Source organism: Enhydrobacter aerosaccus, from assembly GCF_900167455.1.
GTDB classification, from domain to species: domain Bacteria; phylum Pseudomonadota; class Alphaproteobacteria; order Reyranellales; family Reyranellaceae; genus Reyranella; species Reyranella aerosaccus.
The window spans coordinates 870,929-888,620 of record NZ_FUWJ01000002.1; the positions used below are offsets into that span (position 1 = coordinate 870,929).

The 17,692-nt window shown below is 64.7% G+C and carries 16 protein-coding genes; 14 read left to right on the forward strand and 2 right to left on the reverse strand.

The window, feature by feature from the left end; all coding sequences use genetic code 11:
• Positions 1–19: 19 nt before the first annotated feature.
• Positions 20–853, reverse strand: a complete 834-nt coding sequence (locus B5D62_RS13415; RefSeq protein ID WP_085934345.1) for a transporter substrate-binding domain-containing protein — start codon at positions 851–853, stop codon at positions 20–22.
• Positions 850–1,545 (reverse strand): GntR family transcriptional regulator, encoded by a 696-nt coding sequence (locus B5D62_RS13420; protein WP_085934346.1) that lies wholly within the window; start codon positions 1,543–1,545, stop codon positions 850–852. The genes B5D62_RS13415 and B5D62_RS13420 overlap by 4 nt, the downstream gene beginning before the upstream one ends.
• Positions 1,546–1,955: 410 nt before the next feature.
• On the opposite strand from B5D62_RS13420, the gene B5D62_RS13425 reads away from it, so the two are divergent.
• From B5D62_RS13425 to B5D62_RS13490, 14 genes are all read left to right on the forward strand, one after another.
• A complete protein-coding gene (locus B5D62_RS13425; RefSeq protein WP_085934347.1) occupies positions 1,956–2,465 on the forward strand; it encodes a type III secretion system chaperone family protein in 510 nt (169 codons plus the stop codon).
• Positions 2,466–2,603: 138 nt separating this feature from the next.
• On the forward strand, positions 2,604–3,416 hold the full coding sequence (lgt, locus tag B5D62_RS13430) for a prolipoprotein diacylglyceryl transferase (protein ID WP_085934348.1): 813 nt from the start codon (positions 2,604–2,606) through the stop codon (positions 3,414–3,416).
• A 7-nt stretch (positions 3,417–3,423) separates the two neighbouring features.
• Positions 3,424–4,524 (forward strand): class I SAM-dependent methyltransferase, encoded by a 1,101-nt coding sequence (locus B5D62_RS13435; protein ID WP_231714798.1) that lies wholly within the window; start codon positions 3,424–3,426, stop codon positions 4,522–4,524.
• Complete coding sequence (gene pgeF / locus B5D62_RS13440; protein WP_231714799.1) at positions 4,521–5,300, forward strand: peptidoglycan editing factor PgeF; 780 nt, start codon at positions 4,521–4,523, stop codon at positions 5,298–5,300. Before B5D62_RS13435 ends, pgeF begins: the two co-directional genes overlap by 4 nt.
• A 54-nt stretch (positions 5,301–5,354) precedes the next feature.
• Complete coding sequence (locus B5D62_RS13445; protein ID WP_085934349.1) at positions 5,355–6,353, forward strand: hypothetical protein; 999 nt, start codon at positions 5,355–5,357, stop codon at positions 6,351–6,353.
• A 137-nt stretch (positions 6,354–6,490) separates the two neighbouring features.
• The gene (locus tag B5D62_RS13450; protein WP_218191052.1) at positions 6,491–8,053 is read left to right on the forward strand and encodes an ABC transporter substrate-binding protein; all 1,563 of its coding nucleotides are present in this window, start codon (positions 6,491–6,493) and stop codon (positions 8,051–8,053) included.
• A gap of 104 nt (positions 8,054–8,157) precedes the next feature.
• A complete protein-coding gene (locus B5D62_RS13455) occupies positions 8,158–9,747 on the forward strand; it encodes an ABC transporter substrate-binding protein (RefSeq protein ID WP_085934351.1) in 1,590 nt (529 codons plus the stop codon).
• A 62-nt stretch (positions 9,748–9,809) separates the two neighbouring features.
• Positions 9,810–10,751, forward strand: coding sequence for an ABC transporter permease (locus B5D62_RS13460; protein ID WP_085934352.1), 942 nt, complete (start codon positions 9,810–9,812; stop codon positions 10,749–10,751).
• A 35-nt stretch (positions 10,752–10,786) separates the two neighbouring features.
• Positions 10,787–11,683, forward strand: coding sequence for an ABC transporter permease (locus tag B5D62_RS13465; RefSeq protein ID WP_419188783.1), 897 nt, complete (start codon positions 10,787–10,789; stop codon positions 11,681–11,683).
• Positions 11,680–13,365, forward strand: coding sequence for an ABC transporter ATP-binding protein (locus tag B5D62_RS13470; RefSeq protein WP_085934354.1), 1,686 nt, complete (start codon positions 11,680–11,682; stop codon positions 13,363–13,365). Before B5D62_RS13465 ends, B5D62_RS13470 begins: the two co-directional genes overlap by 4 nt.
• A 96-nt stretch (positions 13,366–13,461) precedes the next feature.
• The gene (locus tag B5D62_RS13475; RefSeq protein ID WP_085934355.1) at positions 13,462–15,072 is read left to right on the forward strand and encodes an acyl-CoA dehydrogenase family protein; all 1,611 of its coding nucleotides are present in this window, start codon (positions 13,462–13,464) and stop codon (positions 15,070–15,072) included.
• A gap of 45 nt (positions 15,073–15,117) precedes the next feature.
• Positions 15,118–15,633: a hypothetical protein gene (locus B5D62_RS13480; RefSeq protein WP_139373865.1), complete on the forward strand. Its 516-nt coding sequence runs from the start codon at positions 15,118–15,120 to the stop codon at positions 15,631–15,633.
• Between the two features lie 132 nt (positions 15,634–15,765).
• A complete protein-coding gene (locus B5D62_RS13485; protein WP_085934357.1) occupies positions 15,766–17,235 on the forward strand; it encodes a M81 family metallopeptidase in 1,470 nt (489 codons plus the stop codon).
• A 133-nt stretch (positions 17,236–17,368) separates the two neighbouring features.
• Positions 17,369–17,689 carry a hypothetical protein gene (locus B5D62_RS13490; RefSeq protein ID WP_085934358.1) on the forward strand — a complete coding sequence of 107 codons (321 nt, stop codon included), beginning with the start codon at positions 17,369–17,371 and terminating at the stop codon, positions 17,687–17,689.
• Positions 17,690–17,692 lie beyond the last annotated feature (3 nt).

The window sequence follows — 17,692 nt, forward strand, 5'->3', positions numbered from 1 at the left end:
GTGACGACACGGCCACCGTCTACTTGATCAGTTCCTTCATCACCGGCGGCGCCAGCTTGGGATCGAGACCGAAGTCGGCCAGCGCCTGCTCGTACCACTTCTCGGTCTGGCCGCTCTGGTAGTAGGAGGCGAATTGCTTATCGACCCAGGCCGCGAAGGCCGCATCGCCCTTGCGCAAGGCAGCGCTCGACGGCTGCGATTCGGCGGGGAGCGGCACCACGATCTTGCCCTTGCCGAGCTTCTGGCGCGCCGCCAGCAGCGGCGGATGGAACAGGCAGACGGCATCGACGCGGCCGGACTGGAAAGCGGCGATCGCCTCGGCATTGCCCGGGAAACGCTGGATGTCGGCCTTCGGCGTGTGGGCGGTCGCCCACCGGTCCATGGTCGTGGCCTGAGGCACGGCGATGCGTACGCCTGCTTTGTCGAGATCGTCCCACGCCTTCACCGGTAGGTCGTCGCGCGCCAGGACGGCGAGCGAGTACCAGAGCAGTGGCGTCTCGGGAAAATCGACGGCTTGCTTCCGCTCCGGCGTGGCGTCGAGCATGAACATGATGTCGATCTTGTTGCCCTGCAGGGCGGCGATCGCATTGCCCCAGGTGACCTCGACGGGTTCGAACTTCACGCCCAGCGCCTGGGCCATGGCCTTGCCCATGAAGATGCCGACACCCGACATCCATTCTCCCGTCTTGGGGTCCTTGGAGTACCAGGGCGGCGCCTGGGTGACGCCGACGCGCAGGGTGCCGCGCTTCTTCACGTCATCGAGCGTGCCTTCGGCGCGCGCCACCAGCGGGATGGCCAGCAAGCCCGCTCCCGCGGCCAACACGGCGATGATCGAACGACGATCAATGCTCATTTCTTGTCTCCCCTCTTCGACTTCCCCGACAAATCCGGCCGCGTGCGCAGGAAGCGCTCGGTGGTTTCGGCGCCGCGACGCATGTGATCGACGATCTCCGCGCGCATCGCTCCGAGATCGTCGCCGAGCGCCGCGGCGATATAGCTATCGTGGCTGTCGCGCTTGGGACCGCGCCGTCCATGGGCACGATGGTGGGCCGCCCAATAGAGCTGGAGCCGCCCCCGCAGACCGTGCCAGCTCCGCTGCAGCAGGCGATGGCCGCTCGCTTCGTAGACGAGACCATGGAAAGCGAGCTCGTTATCGATGCTGGCGCGGTCGTCGGCGGCGTCGATCGTTGCGATCAAGGCCTCATTGCGCCGGACCAGTTCGGAACGGAAGCGTGCGTCGCGGCGATCCCACATCTGCTCGAACGCGAAGGTCTCGAGCGCCGTGCGCAGCGAATAGATCTCGCGCACGTCCTCCACCGACAGCGACGCCACGTGCGTGCCCGTGTAGGGCACCGTTATCACCAGCCCCTCTTCGATCAGCTGGCGCAGCGCCTCGCGCAGGGGACCGCGGCTGACGTCGAACCGTTCCGAGAGGCCGACCTCGACCAGCGGCGCGCCCGGAGGGATGTCGCCGCTCAGGATCGCCGCCCGCAATCGCTCCGCCACCTGCGCGCGCAGCGTGTGCCTGGGAATCCGGTCCAGCATGGACAGGGAAGGATCAGAGTTTGCGTCGGCAAAAGCCAAGGCGGTCCTCAGATAGTTGATTGTCAACAATGTCGAATACGCATCGACTCCGCAACAGGACTTGAAGCGGTTTGGGGCAAACCGAGGTCCGAGCTCAAAAAACAGGCGGCGCTGACTGCCTGCAAAACCGGCAGAGGCGACCGATTCACTCTGCGGAATCGGCGGATTCGAGTCTGAACGCTGGGGATTAAATTTTTGGAATCCCTGACTCTTTTCCCGAATCTCGGCCCGATTTCTTATTGCCTGAAGACTCCTCGTTATGGCAGGCTACTGCTTGTGGGTTCTTGGGGGCCCACCACGATATATCGGCCACCCGCCTCAAGAACCGGCTTCGACGGGCCGCATGGCGGAATGGTTTGGGGAGTGGGTCGATGGCGTTATCGCGACACGAGCGGACAAGGCAGAAGATCGATCTGAACCCGTTGGAAATGATCGAAAGCGTTGTGGCCGCCAACGACTGGCCGTTCGATCGGACCTCGGACCGCGAGATCGCTGTCGAAGTCGCCGGCCGCTGGTGCGACTACCGCATGTTCTTCAGCTGGCGCGACGATGTCGAGGCGCTGCATTTCACCTGCGCCTACGACGTCCGCATCCCGACCGAACGGCATCCCGAAATCCACGGCCTGCTGGCGCTGATCAACGAAAAGATGTGGCTGGGCCACTTCGACCTGTGGAGCGAGGAAGGCCTGCCCATGTTCCGGCATGCCATCCCGTTGCGCGGCACCGAAGGGCTCAAGCCCGAGCAGCTGAACGACCTGGTGGAAGTGGCCATCAGCGAAAGCGAACGTTTCTATCCCGCCTTTCAGTATGTCGTCTGGGCCGGCAAGACGCCCTCCGACGCGCTTACCGCCTCGATCCTCGAGACGGTCGGCGAAGCCTGACCGAATAAGGACCTCCGACGCCCCCTCTCTCAAAAAAACAAAACCGTTACGTTGGATAGTCCCAAGCGGCGCCGGTCTCCCGACCGGCGCCGCGACCTTTCTGCGGTCACGATTGCCCGGCTATAAGGGACGCCCCGCATGACCCCGCTTCTCATCCCCTACCCCGATATCGATCCGATTCTGATTCAGATCGGACCCTTTGCCATCCGCTGGTACGCGCTCGCCTACATCGCCGGGCTGGTGATCGGCTGGCGCATCATGCGCCGCGTGTGCCAGCAACCCCCGGCGATCCTGTCGCCGGAGAAGATCGACGACTTTCTCCTGTGGGCGGCACTGGGCGTGATCGTCGGCGGCCGGCTCGGCTATGTGCTGTTCTACAAGCCGAGCTTCTTCTTCCAGAACCCCGTCGCGATCCTGACGCTGTGGGAAGGCGGCATGTCCTTCCATGGCGGCCTGCTGGGCGTGGTGACGGCGATCCTCGCCTTCTCCTGGCGCAACGGCATCAATCCTTTCATGCTGTCGGACCTCGTGGCCTTGGTCGCGCCGATCGGCCTGTTCTTCGGCCGCCTCGCCAACTTCATCAACGGCGAGCTGTGGGGCCGTCCGACCGACGTGCCGTGGGCGATGATCTTCCCGCGCGGCGGTCCGATTCCGCGCCATCCCAGCCAGCTCTATCAGGCGTTCTTCGAGGGCGTGCTGCTGTTCCTGCTGGTGCTCGCGGTCTGGAAGCTGACAGACGGGCGACGCCGGCCGGCGCTGATCACCGGCGTGTTCTGCATGGGGTACGGCGCAGCGCGCATCGTTGGCGAGGTCTTCCGCGAGCCGGATTCGTTCCTCGGCTTCCTGTGGGGGCCGATCACCATGGGCATGCTGCTCTCGGTACCGGTGTTCCTGTTCGGTCTCGTCCTGGTCGTCCTCGCCAGCAGCCGACCGCCCCTACCGCAACAGTAGGGCCCACGTGACCAGCGAGCTCGGCCGCCGTCTGGCGAGGCGTCTTGCCGTTACCGGCCCGATCTCGGTCGCAGACTTCATGGCCGAGGCACTGGGCCACCCGACGCTGGGCTATTACCGCCGCGCCATGCCGTTGGGCGCCGCCGGCGACTTCACGACGGCGCCGGAGATCTCGCAGATGTTCGGCGAACTGCTGGGCGCTTGGCTCGCCGAGCGCTGGTATGCGATCGGACGGCCGGCGCCGGTCCGGCTGATCGAACTCGGGCCCGGCCGCGGGACCCTGATGGCGGATGCGCTGCGCGCGACGCGGGGCGTGCCCGGCTTCCATGCCGCCGTGGATCTTCACCTGGTCGACATCAACCAGCCGCTGCGGGCTGCGCAGGAGGCGGCGCTCGGCGCCTATCGGCCACACTGGCACGACCGCATCGATACGATACCCGTCGGACCGACCCTGCTGGTCGCCAACGAATTCTTCGATGCGCTGCCGGTGCGCCAGTTCGAAAAGACCCGCTTCGGCTGGAGCGAACGCATGGTCGGCCTGGCGCCCGACGGCGAAACGCTGGTCTTCGCCGCGGCACCGGGTCCATCGCCTTTCGCGCGACTGCTGCCGGACGTCGTGCGCGAGGCCGATCTTCCGTTGGGCACGATCGCCGAGACGTGTCCCGGCGCGATCGACGTCATCACCCAGATCGCGACCCGTCTTGTCACGGAGAGCGGCTGGGCCTTGATCATCGATTATGGGCGCGACCACTCCGAGGCCATCGCCACCCTTCAGGCCGTTCGCGGCCATCGAAGCGTCGATCCGCTCGATCGCCCGGGCGAAACCGATCTTACTGCCCATGTCGACTTCGCGGTGCTCGCCGCAACGGCACGCGCAGCCGGCGCGCAGGTTTTCGGACCGACCGGCCAGGGCGATTTCCTGCGCCGCCTCGGTCTCGAACAACGTACCGCCGCCTTGAAGGCGCGCGCGACACCTGCGCAACGCAGCGACATCGACGCGGCATCGCTGCGCTTGATTGCGCCGGACCAAATGGGCACCTTGTTCCGCGTCTTGGCCGTGGGCGATACTCGAAGCCCTGCACCGGCCGGCTTTTCGGACGAGACATGATGCAGGCCCAGATCAAGGTGCCGACGCTTGCCGAGCTCGACGGCGTCCAGCACAGCTTCTTCACGCGCCGCGGCGGCGTCAGCAGCGGTCTCTATTCTTCGCTGAATTGCGGTTACGGGTCGGGCGACAGTCCCGACAATGTGCGCGAGAACAGGCGTCGCGTCGCCGCGACCTTCGCGCTTGGCGAGCCCGACCTGCTCACGGTGCATCAGATCCACTCCACCGATGTGCTGACCGTGGCCGACGAGCGCTGGACCTCGCCCGGCGCGCCGAAGGCCGACGCGCTGGTGACCGACCGGCCCGGCGTCGTCCTGGGCGTGCTGGCAGCCGACTGTGCACCGGTGCTCCTGGCCGATCCGCAGGCGCAAGTCATCGGCGCCGCACATGCCGGCTGGAAGGGCGCGCTGAACGGGGTCGTCGACACGACCATTGCAGCGATGGAACGGCTGGGGGCGCGACGCGACCGGCTGCGCATCGTGATCGGTCCGTGCATCGGCCGCGACTCCTACGAGGTCGGACCGGAATTTCCCGCGCCGTTTCTGGCGCAGGACGAAGCCAACCGGGCTTTCTTCCGACCGGCGTCCCGCACCGGCCATTTCATGTTCGATCTGGCAGGCTACCTGACCCACCGTATCGCCCGGACCGGCGCCGCCGTGACCGCGACCGGTCATGACACGCTGGCCGGCGATGAGGATTTCTTCAGCTATCGCCGCAACACCTTGAACGGCGTGCGCGATTATGGACGGGGCCTGTCCGCCATCGCGCTCGAGGCGTGACTTGCCCTATTTCGTCTTTCTCGTCTTCTGCTGCCTGCTCGGGCTGATCGCGACATGCGCTATGTTGTGATCGTGCTGGCCCTGCTGGCGCTGGCGGGATGCGTGCCGACACCCAAGCCGTTCGCCCATGACGGTGCCGACGATCAGGCCTACCGCCCCAAGGACGACAAGGTCGAGGTGTCGATCGCGCCCCCCAAGAACATGCCGCCGCAGCTCGGTGGCCGCGTCGCGGCAGCCTTGGCCATCGAACTCCAGTCCTACGGCATCGTCGCCACCGTGGCCCCGGCGAAGGCGCCCGCTCTCGTGACCGGCGTGATGAGCACGCGCGATGCGCCGACCGGTGGCGGCATCCAGGTCGAAGTCGAGTGGTCTCTGAGCAGCGGCAAGGGGACGGAAGGACCGTTGAGCAGCAAGACCTTCGTACGCGGCGAAGACTACGTGAATGCGACCGACCGGCTGGTGTCGCGCATTGCCCAGCAGGCCGCGCCGCAGGTGTCGACGCTGATGGGACGTCCTCCTGATTACGAGGCGCGTTCGCTGGGCCAGGTCGCGGCCGGCCTCAGCATTCCGCCCGCGCCGCCGTCGCCCACGGATGCCGACGCCGTCAATCCCGGCGCGACCACGGCCTCGGCCGCGACGAGCGCCGCGGCAGCCAAACCGACAGCGCCGTCCGCCGCCTCGCCGCCGCAGGTCAAGGTCATGGTCGCCGCGGTCACAGGCGCGCCTTCCGATGGCAATCGCCAGCTTTTCTCCGGCATGCGCCGCGCACTGGGCTCGAGCAAGATCGTCATCATGGACAAGGGCGGCGAGGACGTCTTCACCGTCACGGGGACGGTAAGCCTGACGCCAATCGACGATCGCTCCGCGCAACTCTCCGTAACCTGGCGGCTCAAGGATCCGAGCGGCAAGGACGTGGGCAAGGTCGAGCAGTCCAATCCGGTGCCGGTTGCGGCGACGCGAGGCACCTGGGCCGGGTTTGGCGACATTGTCGCAGATGCCGCCGTCGAGGGCATCCTGGAGCTGCTGGACAAGGCTTTGTCCAAGCCGCGCTGAAGCGCAGGCAGCCTGAATCAGCTTGTCAGAGGGGGGCTTTCGACTGTTACTGTCCGTTGAAGCGGCTCGATTCTTGCAATGCGCATGGCCGCGAGAAGGTGAGGGGATAGTTAATGTTTGAATTTCGAAGGTCAGCCGTGGCTCTGATCGCCGCGGCGGGCGTTGCTGGCCTGTTCGGCATGCCGGCAGCCGAGGCGCAGACCATCAAGGCCGTGATGCACTCGGACGTGAAGATTCTCGATCCGATCTGGACCACCGCCTACATCCAGAGAAACTTCGGCTACATGGTGTGGGACACGCTGTTCGCCATGGACGAGAAGTTCCAGGTGAAGCCGCAGATGGTCGACAAGTGGGAGGTTTCTCCCGACAAGCTGACCTGGACTTTCACCCTGCGTGATGGGCTCGTCTGGAGCAATGGCCAGCCGGTTACCAGCGAGGACTGCATCGCCTCGATCAAGCGCTGGGCCGCCAAGGACTCGATGGGCCAGAAGATGATGGCCTCGATCTCCGGCTTCGAGGCCGTCAGCCCGACCACCTTCTCCATCAAGTTCAAGGAGCCCTACGGCCTGGTGCTCGAGTCGCTGGGCAAGCCGTCCTCGAACGTGCCGTTCATGATGCCGAAGAAGACGGCCGACACGGACCCCAATACGCAGATCAAGGTCGAGGACGTGATCGGCTCGGGCCCGTTCATCTTCAAGGCCGACGAATGGAAGCCCGGCGAGAAGCTCGTCTTCCTCAAGAACACCAAGTACAAGCCGCGCGCCGAACCGGCGTCGGGACTGGCCGGAGGCAAGGTCGCCAAGGTCGATCGCGTCGAGTGGATCGCCATGCCGGACGTCCAGACCCAGATCGGGGCGCTGCAGAACGGCGAGATCGACATGATCGAGGCGCCCGGCATCGACCTGCTGCCGATCCTGGCCAAGGACAAGAACATCAAGCTGTTCGACGCCAATCCGCTCGGCAATCAGTATGCCTTCCGCTTCAATACGTTGTTCAAGCCATTCGACAATCCGAAGATCCGGCATGCCGTGATGGTCGCTTTCGGCCAGGAAGATTTCCTCAAGGCCACGATCGGCGATCCGAAATACTACAAGGTGTGCAAGGCGCCGTTCGTCTGCGGCACGCCGCTCGGCTCCGACGAGGGCATGGCCGACGTGCTGAACCAGAACGCAGCCAAGGCCAAGGAACTCCTGAAGGAAGCCGGTTATGACGGCACGCCGGTCGTGCTGATGCAGTCGACCGACCTCGCCGTGCTGACCAACCTCGCCCCCGTCGCCAAGGCGCAGATGGAAGCGGCCGGCTTCAAGGTCGAGATGCAGTCGATGGATTGGCAGACGCTGGTGGGCCGCCGCGCCAAGAAAGATCCGCCGGACAAGGGTGGCTGGAGCGCCTTCCTCACCTCCTGGGTCTCCGCCGACATCATCAATCCGGTGATGGCAGGCTTCTTCAACGCCTCGTGCGACAAGGCCATGTTCGGCTGGCCGTGCGACGCCGAGATCGAGAAGCTGCGCGATGCCTTCTCGAAGGAGACCGATCCGGTCAAACAGAAGGAAATCGCGATGGCGCTGCAGAAGCGCTGGGTCGAGGCGCCGACGCACATCAATGTCGGCCAGTGGTATCAGCCAGTGGCCCTGCGCACCAACATCGACGGCATGCTGGTCGCCCCGGTGCCGGTGTTCTGGAACATGACGAAGAAATAACAATCGTCGACAGGCACGCGGGGACGCCGGTCCTCGCGTGCCCATCGACGAGCGCAGGCGAAGATCTGCGCTCATCGATGGGAGAAAACGGAGGGGCTTCAGTAATGACAAAGACGACCATCAACAGGCGTGCATTCGGCATTCTGACGACCGGCGCCATCGTGGCGGCCGCGACGTCCGCGCGCGCCCAGGACAAGAAGGTCCTGCGCTTCGTGCAGAACGGCAACATGTCGATCCTCGACCCGATCTGGACGACGGCCTATGTGACGCGCACGCACGGCTATTTCATCTACGACACGCTGTTCGCGATGGACGCCAACAACGCGATCAAGCCGCAGATGGTCGACAAGTGGGAAGTGTCCCCCGACAAGACCGAGTGGACCTTCACGCTGCGCGACGGGCTGGAATGGCACGACGGCAAGCCGGTCACGTCGGAGGACTGCATCCCCTCGATCAAGCGCTGGGGTGCGCGCGATGCGATGGGCCTGAAGCTGATGGAGTTCGTGAAGGACTTCAAGGCGGTGGACGCCAAGACCTTCAAGATGATCCTTAAGGAACCCTACGGGCTTGTGCTCGAGTCGCTGGGCAAGCCGTCCTCGAACGTGCCCTTCATGATGCCCAAGCGCATCGCCGAGACCGATCCCTTCAAGCAGATCGACAGCCAGATCGGCTCCGGGCCTTTCGTCTACGTCAATGCCGAGTCCAAGCCCGGCGAGAAGCACGTCTACGTCAAGAACCCGAAATACAAGCCGCGCAGCGAGGCGCCGTCCGGCTTGTCGGGCGGAAAGGTCGTGAAGATCGAGCGGGTCGAGATCATCGAGATGCCGGATCCGCAGCAGCAGGTGAACGCGATCATTGCCGGCGAAATCGATCTGATCGAACAGCCGCCGCACGATCTGCTGCCGATCATGAAGGCCGACAAGAGCGTACAGCTGGTCGACTGGAATCCGCTCGGCCAGCAGTTCATCTATCGCATGAACCACCTGCAGCCGCCGTTCAACAATCCCAAGATTCGGCAGGCGGCGCTCCTCACCATCCGCCAGGAGGACTACCTCAAGGCCACGGTCGGCGCGCCCGAGTACTACAAGGTGAGTTCGGCCGCCTTCATCAGCGGCACGCCCAACGCCTTCGATACGCCGAACGACCTCCTCATCAAGCCCAACTTCGAGAAGTCGAAGCAGCTTCTCAAGGAAGCCGGCTACGACGGCACGCCGATCGTGCTGATGCAGTCGACCACTCTGCCGGTTCTTACCAACACAGCACCCGTCACCAAGGCGCTGCTCGAGCAGGGCGGCTTCAAGGTCGACATGCAGTCGATGGACTGGCAGACGCTGGTGACACGCCGCACCAAGAAGGATCCGCCGAGCCAGGGTGGCTGGAACCTGTTCCACACCTTCACCGTGGCGGCCGACATCCTCAATCCGATCTCCAACACCTACATGGTGGCGCAGGGAGACAAGTCGTGGTTCGGCTGGCCGACCGATCCCGAGATGGAGAAGCTGCGCGACGCCTATTCGAAGGAAACGGATCCGGCGAAGGCGAAGGAGTTGGCACATTCCGTGCAGAACCGTGCCGTAGAGACCGCGCAATATGCCTGGATCGGCCAATGGTACGGGCCCGGCGCCGCACGCAAGAACATCACGGGCTGGCTCAAGGCGCCTGTCCCGGTTATGTGGAACATCGAAAAAGCGTGAACCAGCGTCGTCGCGCTCGTCCGGATCTGGCCGGACGCGCGCGGCGGCTCGAGTAAGGATAAATGATCGACTTCATAGCCCGTCGTCTCGTCTCCATCGTGCCTGTGTTGGCGGTGGTGGCGATCTTCGTCTTCCTGATGCTGCGACTTACGCCCGGCGATCCCGCCGCGGTGATCGCCGGCGACAACGCCACGTCTGACCAGATTGCCGATATCCGTGCCAAGCTTGGTCTCGACCTGCCGATCTGGCAGCAATTCGCGATCTGGGCCGGCGACATGCTGCGCGGCAATTTCGGCGAGAGCTTCTTCTTCAAGAAGACCGTCGCCGAACTGATCGCGCAGCGCATCGAACCGACCCTTTCGCTCGCCATCTGCACGCTGATCCTGGCTGTCGTCGTCGCCGTGCCGCTCGGCGTCATCGCCGCTTATCGCCATGGCTCGTGGGTCGATCGGCTCGTGATGGGCTTCTCGGTACTGGGCTTCTCGGTGCCGGTGTTCGTGATCGGCTATTGCCTCATCTATGTCTTCGCCATCGATCTCGGCTGGCTGCCGGTGCAGGGTTACACGCGAATCGGCGTCGATTTCGGCTCCTTCCTCGAGCACATGGTATTGCCGTCCGTCAGTCTTGCCGTGGTCTATATCGCGCTGATCGCGCGCATCACCCGCGCCTCGGTGCTCGAGGTGCTGAACGAGGACTATATCCGCACCGCCCGCGCCAAGGGTCTCAGCAACCGCGTCGTGCTGATGCGCCATGCGCTGCGTAACGCCGCCGTTCCGATCCTCACCGTGATCGGCATCGGCATCGCCCTGCTGATCGGCGGCGCCGTGGTGACCGAAAGCGTCTACGGCCTGCCCGGCCTCGGCCGCCTCACCATCGAAGCCGTGCTGAGCCGCGACTTCCCGACCATCCAGGCGGTCATCCTGCTGTTCTCCGTCGTGTATGTCCTGATCAACCTGCTGATCGACATCGCCTACACCCTGTTCGACCCGAGGATCCGCTATTGAGCGCGATTGCCGAAGAAGTCGTCGACTCCGCCGCGATCGCGTCGGCCTCGACCAAACGCAAGCCGCTGTGGCAGCTTGCCATCCGCAACCCCGCAGTCATTTTCGGCGGCGTGATCCTGCTGATCATGGTGGCGATCGCCATCCTGGCGCCGTTCCTCGGTACCGTCGACCCGACGCGGATCGATCCCGCCAGCCGCAACAAGCGGCCGGGCACCGAGCTCACGGTCCGGCACGATGACGGTACCACCACCAAGCGCATCGCCTACATGGGCACCGACAGCCTGGGCCGAGACGTCTACAGCCGCGTCCTGTACGGCACGCGCGTGTCGTTGATCGTCGGCATCTCGGTGGCGGTGCTTGCGGTCGCACTGGGCCTGATGATCGGCATGGTGTCGGGCTACATCCGATGGGCCGACGGCTTCATCATGCGCATCATGGACGGGCTGATGGCGATTCCGGGCATCCTGCTCGCCATCGCCCTGGTGTCGATCTGGCGGGCCGGCGTCGTCACCGTGATCTTCGCGATCGTCGTGCCGGAAGTGCCGCGCGTCGTGCGCCTCGTGCGCTCGATCGTCCTGACCGTGCGCGAGGAACCCTACGTCGAGGGCGCGATCTCGGTCGGTACGCCGACCTTCACGCTGCTGATGCGCCACATCCTGCCGAACACGATAGCGCCGCTGATCGTGCAGGCGACCTTCACGGCCGCCGCCGCCATCATCACCGAGGCGATCCTGAGCTTCCTCGGCATCGGCATCCCGCCGGAGACGCCGAGCTGGGGCAACATCATGGCGGAAGGCCGGACGCTGTTCCGCATCTTCCCGCACAACATCCTCTATCCGGGCATCTTCCTCGCCTTCGCCGTGCTCGCCATCAATGTGATGGGTGACGGCCTGCGCGACACGCTCGATCCAAAGATGAGAAAAAGTACATGAGTGCCAGCGTTTCGACATCCTCCCCTGCAGGGGCTACGGCGCCGCAGGGAGGAAAGGCCAAAGCGAGTGGCCCGGTTCTCGAGGTCAAGAACCTGAGCGTGGCGCTGCCCTCGGGCGGCGATCGCGTCAACGCCGTCAACAATGTGAGCTTCACCGTCAATCCCGGCGAGATCGTCTGCCTGGTGGGCGAGTCGGGCTCGGGCAAGTCGGTGATCTCCTTCACCATCATGGGCCTTCTCGCCAAGGCGCTGAAGCCGGTCGCGGGCGAGATCCTGCTCGAAGGCGAGAACGTGCTGGCGGCGAGCGAAGCACGACTGCGCGAGCTGCGCTGCACGCGCATGTCGATGATCTTCCAGGAACCCATGACCGCCCTCAATCCGGTCATGACCTGCGGCGAGCAGATCGACGAGGTCCTGCGTACCCACACCAAGCTCGATGCCGCCAAGCGCAAGGCGAAGATCATCGGCATCCTCACCCGCGTGAAGCTGCCCGAGCCGGAGCGGATCTACGCCTCCTTCCCGCATCAGCTCTCCGGCGGCCAGCGCCAGCGCATCATGATCGCCATGGCGCTGGTCCTCGATCCGGTGCTGCTGATCGCCGACGAGCCGACGACGGCGCTCGACGTCACCACGCAGGCGGAGATCCTGAAGCTGATCGCCGAGCTGCAGGAGGGCCAGGGTACCGGTGTCCTGTTCATCACGCACGACTTCGGCGTGGTCGCCGAGATCGCCCATCGCGTGGCGGTGCTGCGTTGGGGTGAACTCGTCGAGATGGGGCAGACGGAGCAGATCCTGTCGCGTCCGGAGCAGCCCTACACGCGCATGCTGATCTCCTCGGTGCCGTCGATCCATCCGGCGCATCGCGGCGTGCGGCTGGCCCGCGAGACGGTGTTGCGCACCGAGAAGCTCGGCAAGATCTACTCCAGCAAGTCGATGTTCCAGAAGTCGCGCGTGGTGAAGGCCGCGGTCGATGTCGATCTCGAGGTCCGCAAGGGCGAGACGCTCGGCATCGTGGGCGAGTCGGGGTCAGGCAAGTCGACGGTGGCGCGCTGCATCGCTCGCCTCATCGATCCCAGCGAGGGCAACGTCTATCTCGGCGACACCGAGATCGCCCGCATTCCCGCCGTCCGTCTGCGGCCGCATCGTCGCAAGGTGCAGATCGTGTTCCAGGACCCGTATCGGTCGCTCAATCCGCGCATGACGGTGGGCGATTCGGTCATCGAAGGCCCGATGAACTTCGGCCTCGGCCGTGCCGAGGCGGTCAATCGGGCACGCAAACTGATGGAAACGGTGCGGCTCGATCCCAACGCGCTCGACCGCTACCCGCATCAGTTCTCCGGCGGCCAGCGCCAGCGCATCTGCATCGCCCGCGCGCTCGCCATGGAGCCCGAGTTGCTGATCGCCGACGAGGCCGTCTCCGCCCTCGATGTGTCGGTGCAGAAGCAGGTACTGGAACTCCTCGACGAGATCCGCCAGCGCCTGAACCTTGCCGTGTTGTTCATCACCCACGACCTGCGCGTCGCCGCGCAGATCTGCGACTACGTCGCAGTGATGAGCCAGGGCCGCGTGGTCGAGTACGGCGCCGCCGAGCAGGTCTTCGGCGCGCCCAAGCACGAGTATACGAAGGCCCTGTTCGCCGCCGCTCCCGGCCGCGAGTGGCAGTTCGGCAAGTTCGCCGCCTGAGACACTTCCGAGCTTCCTCCCTCGCGCCAATGGGGGAGGAAGCCGGAACGCCGCGGGAGACTTGCCGACGCGGCGGCGCGGGATCAGATTCCCGCCATGAGCCAAGGATTTCTCGAGGACGCCTCGTTCAACCAGTCGCCTGCCTTCGGCGACGTCGATCTGTTCACCGCCGACAAGCCGCTCGCCGACGCCGCCGCACGATACGGGCTCGATCTCAAGGCGCTGTCGGCCTGCGGCAAGGATTACGGATCGGCAGCAACGCTCGATCTCGGTCGGGTCGCCAACGAGAATCCTCCCAAGCTGCGAACGATGGACGGCAAGGGCAATCGCATCGACTTCGTGGAATTCCACCCGGCCTATCATGCGCTGATGGCCAAGAGCATCGGGTTCGGTATCCACGGCTCCGCCCATGATGGCAGCGAGCCCGCCGGCCCGATGACCAGCCGCGCCGTACGCCTCTATCTCGCGACCCAGGCCGAGGCAGGCCATCTCTGCCCCATCACCATGACCCATGCCTGCATCGGCGCCCTGCAGTCGGAGCCGGCACTACTCGACAAGTGGCGCAGCCAGATCCTGTCGCGCACCTACGATCCCCGGCCGCTGCCCTGGTGGGAAAAGAAGGGCGTGACCCTCGGCATGGGCATGACCGAGCGGCAGGGCGGCACCGACGTGCGGGCCAACATCACCGAGGCCGTGGCCGTCGGCGATCATGTCGAAATCAGCGGCCACAAATGGTTCATGTCTGCACCGATGTGCGACGCCTTCCTGGTGCTGGCCCAGGCCGAAGGCGGCCTGACCTGTTATCTCATGCCGCGCTACCGGCCCGACGGCAGCAGGAACGGGCTGCGCTTCCAGCGGCTGAAGGACAAGCTCGGCAACAAGTCCAATGCCTCGTCCGAGGTCGAGTTCCATTCCGCCTATGCCGAGCGCGTCGGCCCCGAAGGCGCGGGCGTGCGCACCATCATCGAGATGGTGAACCTCACGCGCCTCGATTGCGCCGTCGCCTCCGCCGGGCAGATGCGCTTCGGCCTCAGCCAGGCGCTGAACCACATCCGCAACCGCTCGGTGTTCCAGCGCCGGCTCAGCGACCAGCCGGCGATGCAGGCCGTCGCCGCCGACCTCGCGCTCGAATTGGAGGCCCAGGTGGCCCTGGTGTTCCGCCTCGCCCATGCGGTCGACAAGGGCGAGACCGCCTATGCGCGGCTGCTGACGCCGGCCGTGAAGTTCCTGGTGTGCAAGAGCACGCCGCAGGTGGTCTACGAATCGCTCGAATGCCTGGGCGGCAACGGCTATTCCGAGGAGCTGCCGATGGCCCGTCTCTATCGCGAGGCCCCGCTCAACGCGATCTGGGAGGGCTCGGGCAACGTAATGGCGCTCGATGTCCTGCGCGCCGCCGCACGCCAGCCCGATGCGGCGATGGAGACGATATCGGCCCTCGTGAGGACCGCATCGAAGGCATGCGACGTCACAGCCCTCGCGACGACGCTCGAACGCACGCTCAAGGCGCCTGACGCCGAACGCCGCGCTCGTTTCCTTTGCGAGGGCCTCGCAAAACTAGCGGCGCTCGCGGCATTGGCCGAAGCGAACTCGCCCTTCGCCTCGCTCTATGGCGAGGCGCGCCTGAAGGGCGGCCACTTCAGCCAGTTCGGCACCGCCGATCTCGGCCGGCAGGAGATTGCCCTGATGGACCGCGCGCTGGCGGCTTGAATGGGCTTTTCCATTTCGTGGATTGCCGTCAACGGCCTGAGCAAGATGGCGGTCTATGATCGTTTGGACCTGTCGCCGACGGGACTCGTTGACGATGTGGACCGCGGGGGAATAGGTGGGCACGAGCTGCCCGAGGGCTGGACGTTGATCGTCCTCGGTGAAACCGAGCATCGCCTTGTGCAGCACCAGGTCCTCGCGAAACTATCCGCCGGGTGCGAGGTCATCGCCTGCAATGTCGAAGAGCACGTGATGTTCTGCTCTTGCGAGCAGTGGAGGAACGGCGACCGCGTCTGGCGGCTCGAGCATCACGGCGACGCCGACATACTCGGCCTGGAGAGATTTGGCGAACTCCCGCCGCACCTTTCCGCTCTGGAACAGGAACATCGGCTGCACCAGGTTGCCGACGGCGGCAAGGATGCCGACGTCGACCACATCTTCGAGGTTCCCCTCGCCCTGGCTCTATCGATCGTTGGCGTCAAACACGACGAGAACTGGCCTGAGAGCTTCGAGCTTTTGCAGTGGCAGAAGCCGAAATCGTCCTGGCGATTCTGGAAGCATTAGCACGCACAACCGAGGCCCCGGCGAAGGCATCTGCAGCGTGGAGCGGACCATGCGCCATGCGAGGAGCCATCATAGCTAGGATGCGTTCGCCGGAGTGGCGCACATGACTGGGATGTCGCAATATCCGCGCCCATGACAAAGATCTTTACCGCCTGCCTCGGCACCGAAACCAACACCTTCGCCGCCATCCCCACCGGACATCAGCTCTTCGAGGAGACCTGCCTCTATCGCAAGGGAAGCTACGGCAAGAACGTCCCCATGTTCGGCGCACCGCTCGCCGTGTGGCGGGCCCGTGCTGAAGCGAAGGGATGGGACGTGGTGGAAAGCCTGTGCGCCTTCGCCCAGCCCGCCGGCAAGACCGTGAAGAAGGTCTACGAAGCGTTCCGCGACGAGATCATCGCCGACCTCAAGGCCGCCATGCCGGTCGATGCCGTGTTCCTGTCCTGCCATGGCGCAATGGTTGCCGAAGGCTACGACGACTGTGAGAGCGACCTGCTGGCCCATGTCCGGGCCGTGGTGGGGCGCGACGTGCCCGTTGGCGTGGAGTTCGATCTTCACTGCAATATCGGCGAAGGCACGCTGCGCGACGCGACGGCGCTGGTGCTGTTCAAGGAATACCCGCATGTCGACGTCTCGGATCGCGCCGACGACCTGTTCAATGTGATGGAAGGCGCCATCGAAGGTCGCACCAAGCCGGTGATGGCGGCCTTCGATTGCCGGATGATCGGCGTGTTCCACACCACGCGGCAGCCGATGCGCTCGTTCGTCGACAAGCTGTCGTCGATGGAAGGCAAGGATGGCGTGCTCTCGCTATCCGTCGCGCATGGCTTCCCGTGGGCCGACATCAAGGAGATGAGCAGCAAGATCATCGCCATCACCGACAACGACAAGGCGAAGGCGGAGAAGCTCGCCCGCGAGCTCGGCATGGAGTTCTTCGCCATGCGCGACAAGACGCAGCCGCCCTATGTCAACCTCGAGACTGCGATGGCGCGCGTGAGCTCGCACAACCTGCCCAAGCCGATGGTCCTGGCCGACGTGTCGGACAATGCCGGCGGCGGCGCGGCCTCCGATTCGACCTTCGTCCTGCAGGCGCTGCTCGATCGCAAGGTGAAGGACGCGGCGATCGCCATGTTCTGGGATCCGGGCGCGGTGCGGCTCGCCTTCGAAGTCGGCGAAGGTGCCGAGCTCGACATCCGTCTCGGCGGCAAACTCGGCCCGCAATCCGGCCCGCCGATCGATGCCCGCGCCAAGGTGCTGAAGCTCGCCACCGACGTCACCATCCAGTTCGGCGGCGCGCGCAAGGGCACCAATCCCATCGGCGACGTCGCCGCGTTGCAGATCGAGGGCGTCACGGTGATCGTGAACACCAAGCGCAGCCAGTGCCACAGCCTCGATTGCTTCACCAAGCTCGGCATCGATCCCTCGACCAAGAAGATCGTGGTCGTGAAATCCATGCAGCATTTCCATGCCGCCTATGCACCGATTGCAAGCGAAGTCGTTTACGTCGCGGCACCGGGCGCGCTCGTGCCGGATTGGTCGTTGCTGCCCTACAAGAATGCCGACAAGACGCAGTGGCCGTTCGTCGCGAATCCGCACGGATAGCGAAGGCTTCACGTCCTTTCGACATCGTGACGTAACATCAACTGATGTTGAAGACGCGAGCGGATTCTCGCTCTCGTTTCGACATCAAGACGCCCCACATCCGGTTCTCCTTACCAAAGGGAGAATCGGTTCGATGATCAATCAGTCTGCGTTGCGTGCGATGGCGACTGCCTCTGCTGTCGCTCTTGCCTTCGGTCTTGCCCTGAGCGCCTCGGCGCAAACGGCACAGGACGAGAAGAGTGAATGCCAGCGTCTGTACGGCCAGTGGTCGAAGTACAACGGCACCTCGAGCTACAGCAAGGAGATGGATGCCGACATGGCATTGGAGGATTGCAACAAGGGCAACACTGCTGCCGGCATCGCCGAGCTGAAGGAAGTGCTCAATCGTGGCAAGATCCCCCTGCCCGAATCCGAAACCGCCGCAACACCGGAAACGCGTCCGTCGACGCATTGAAGA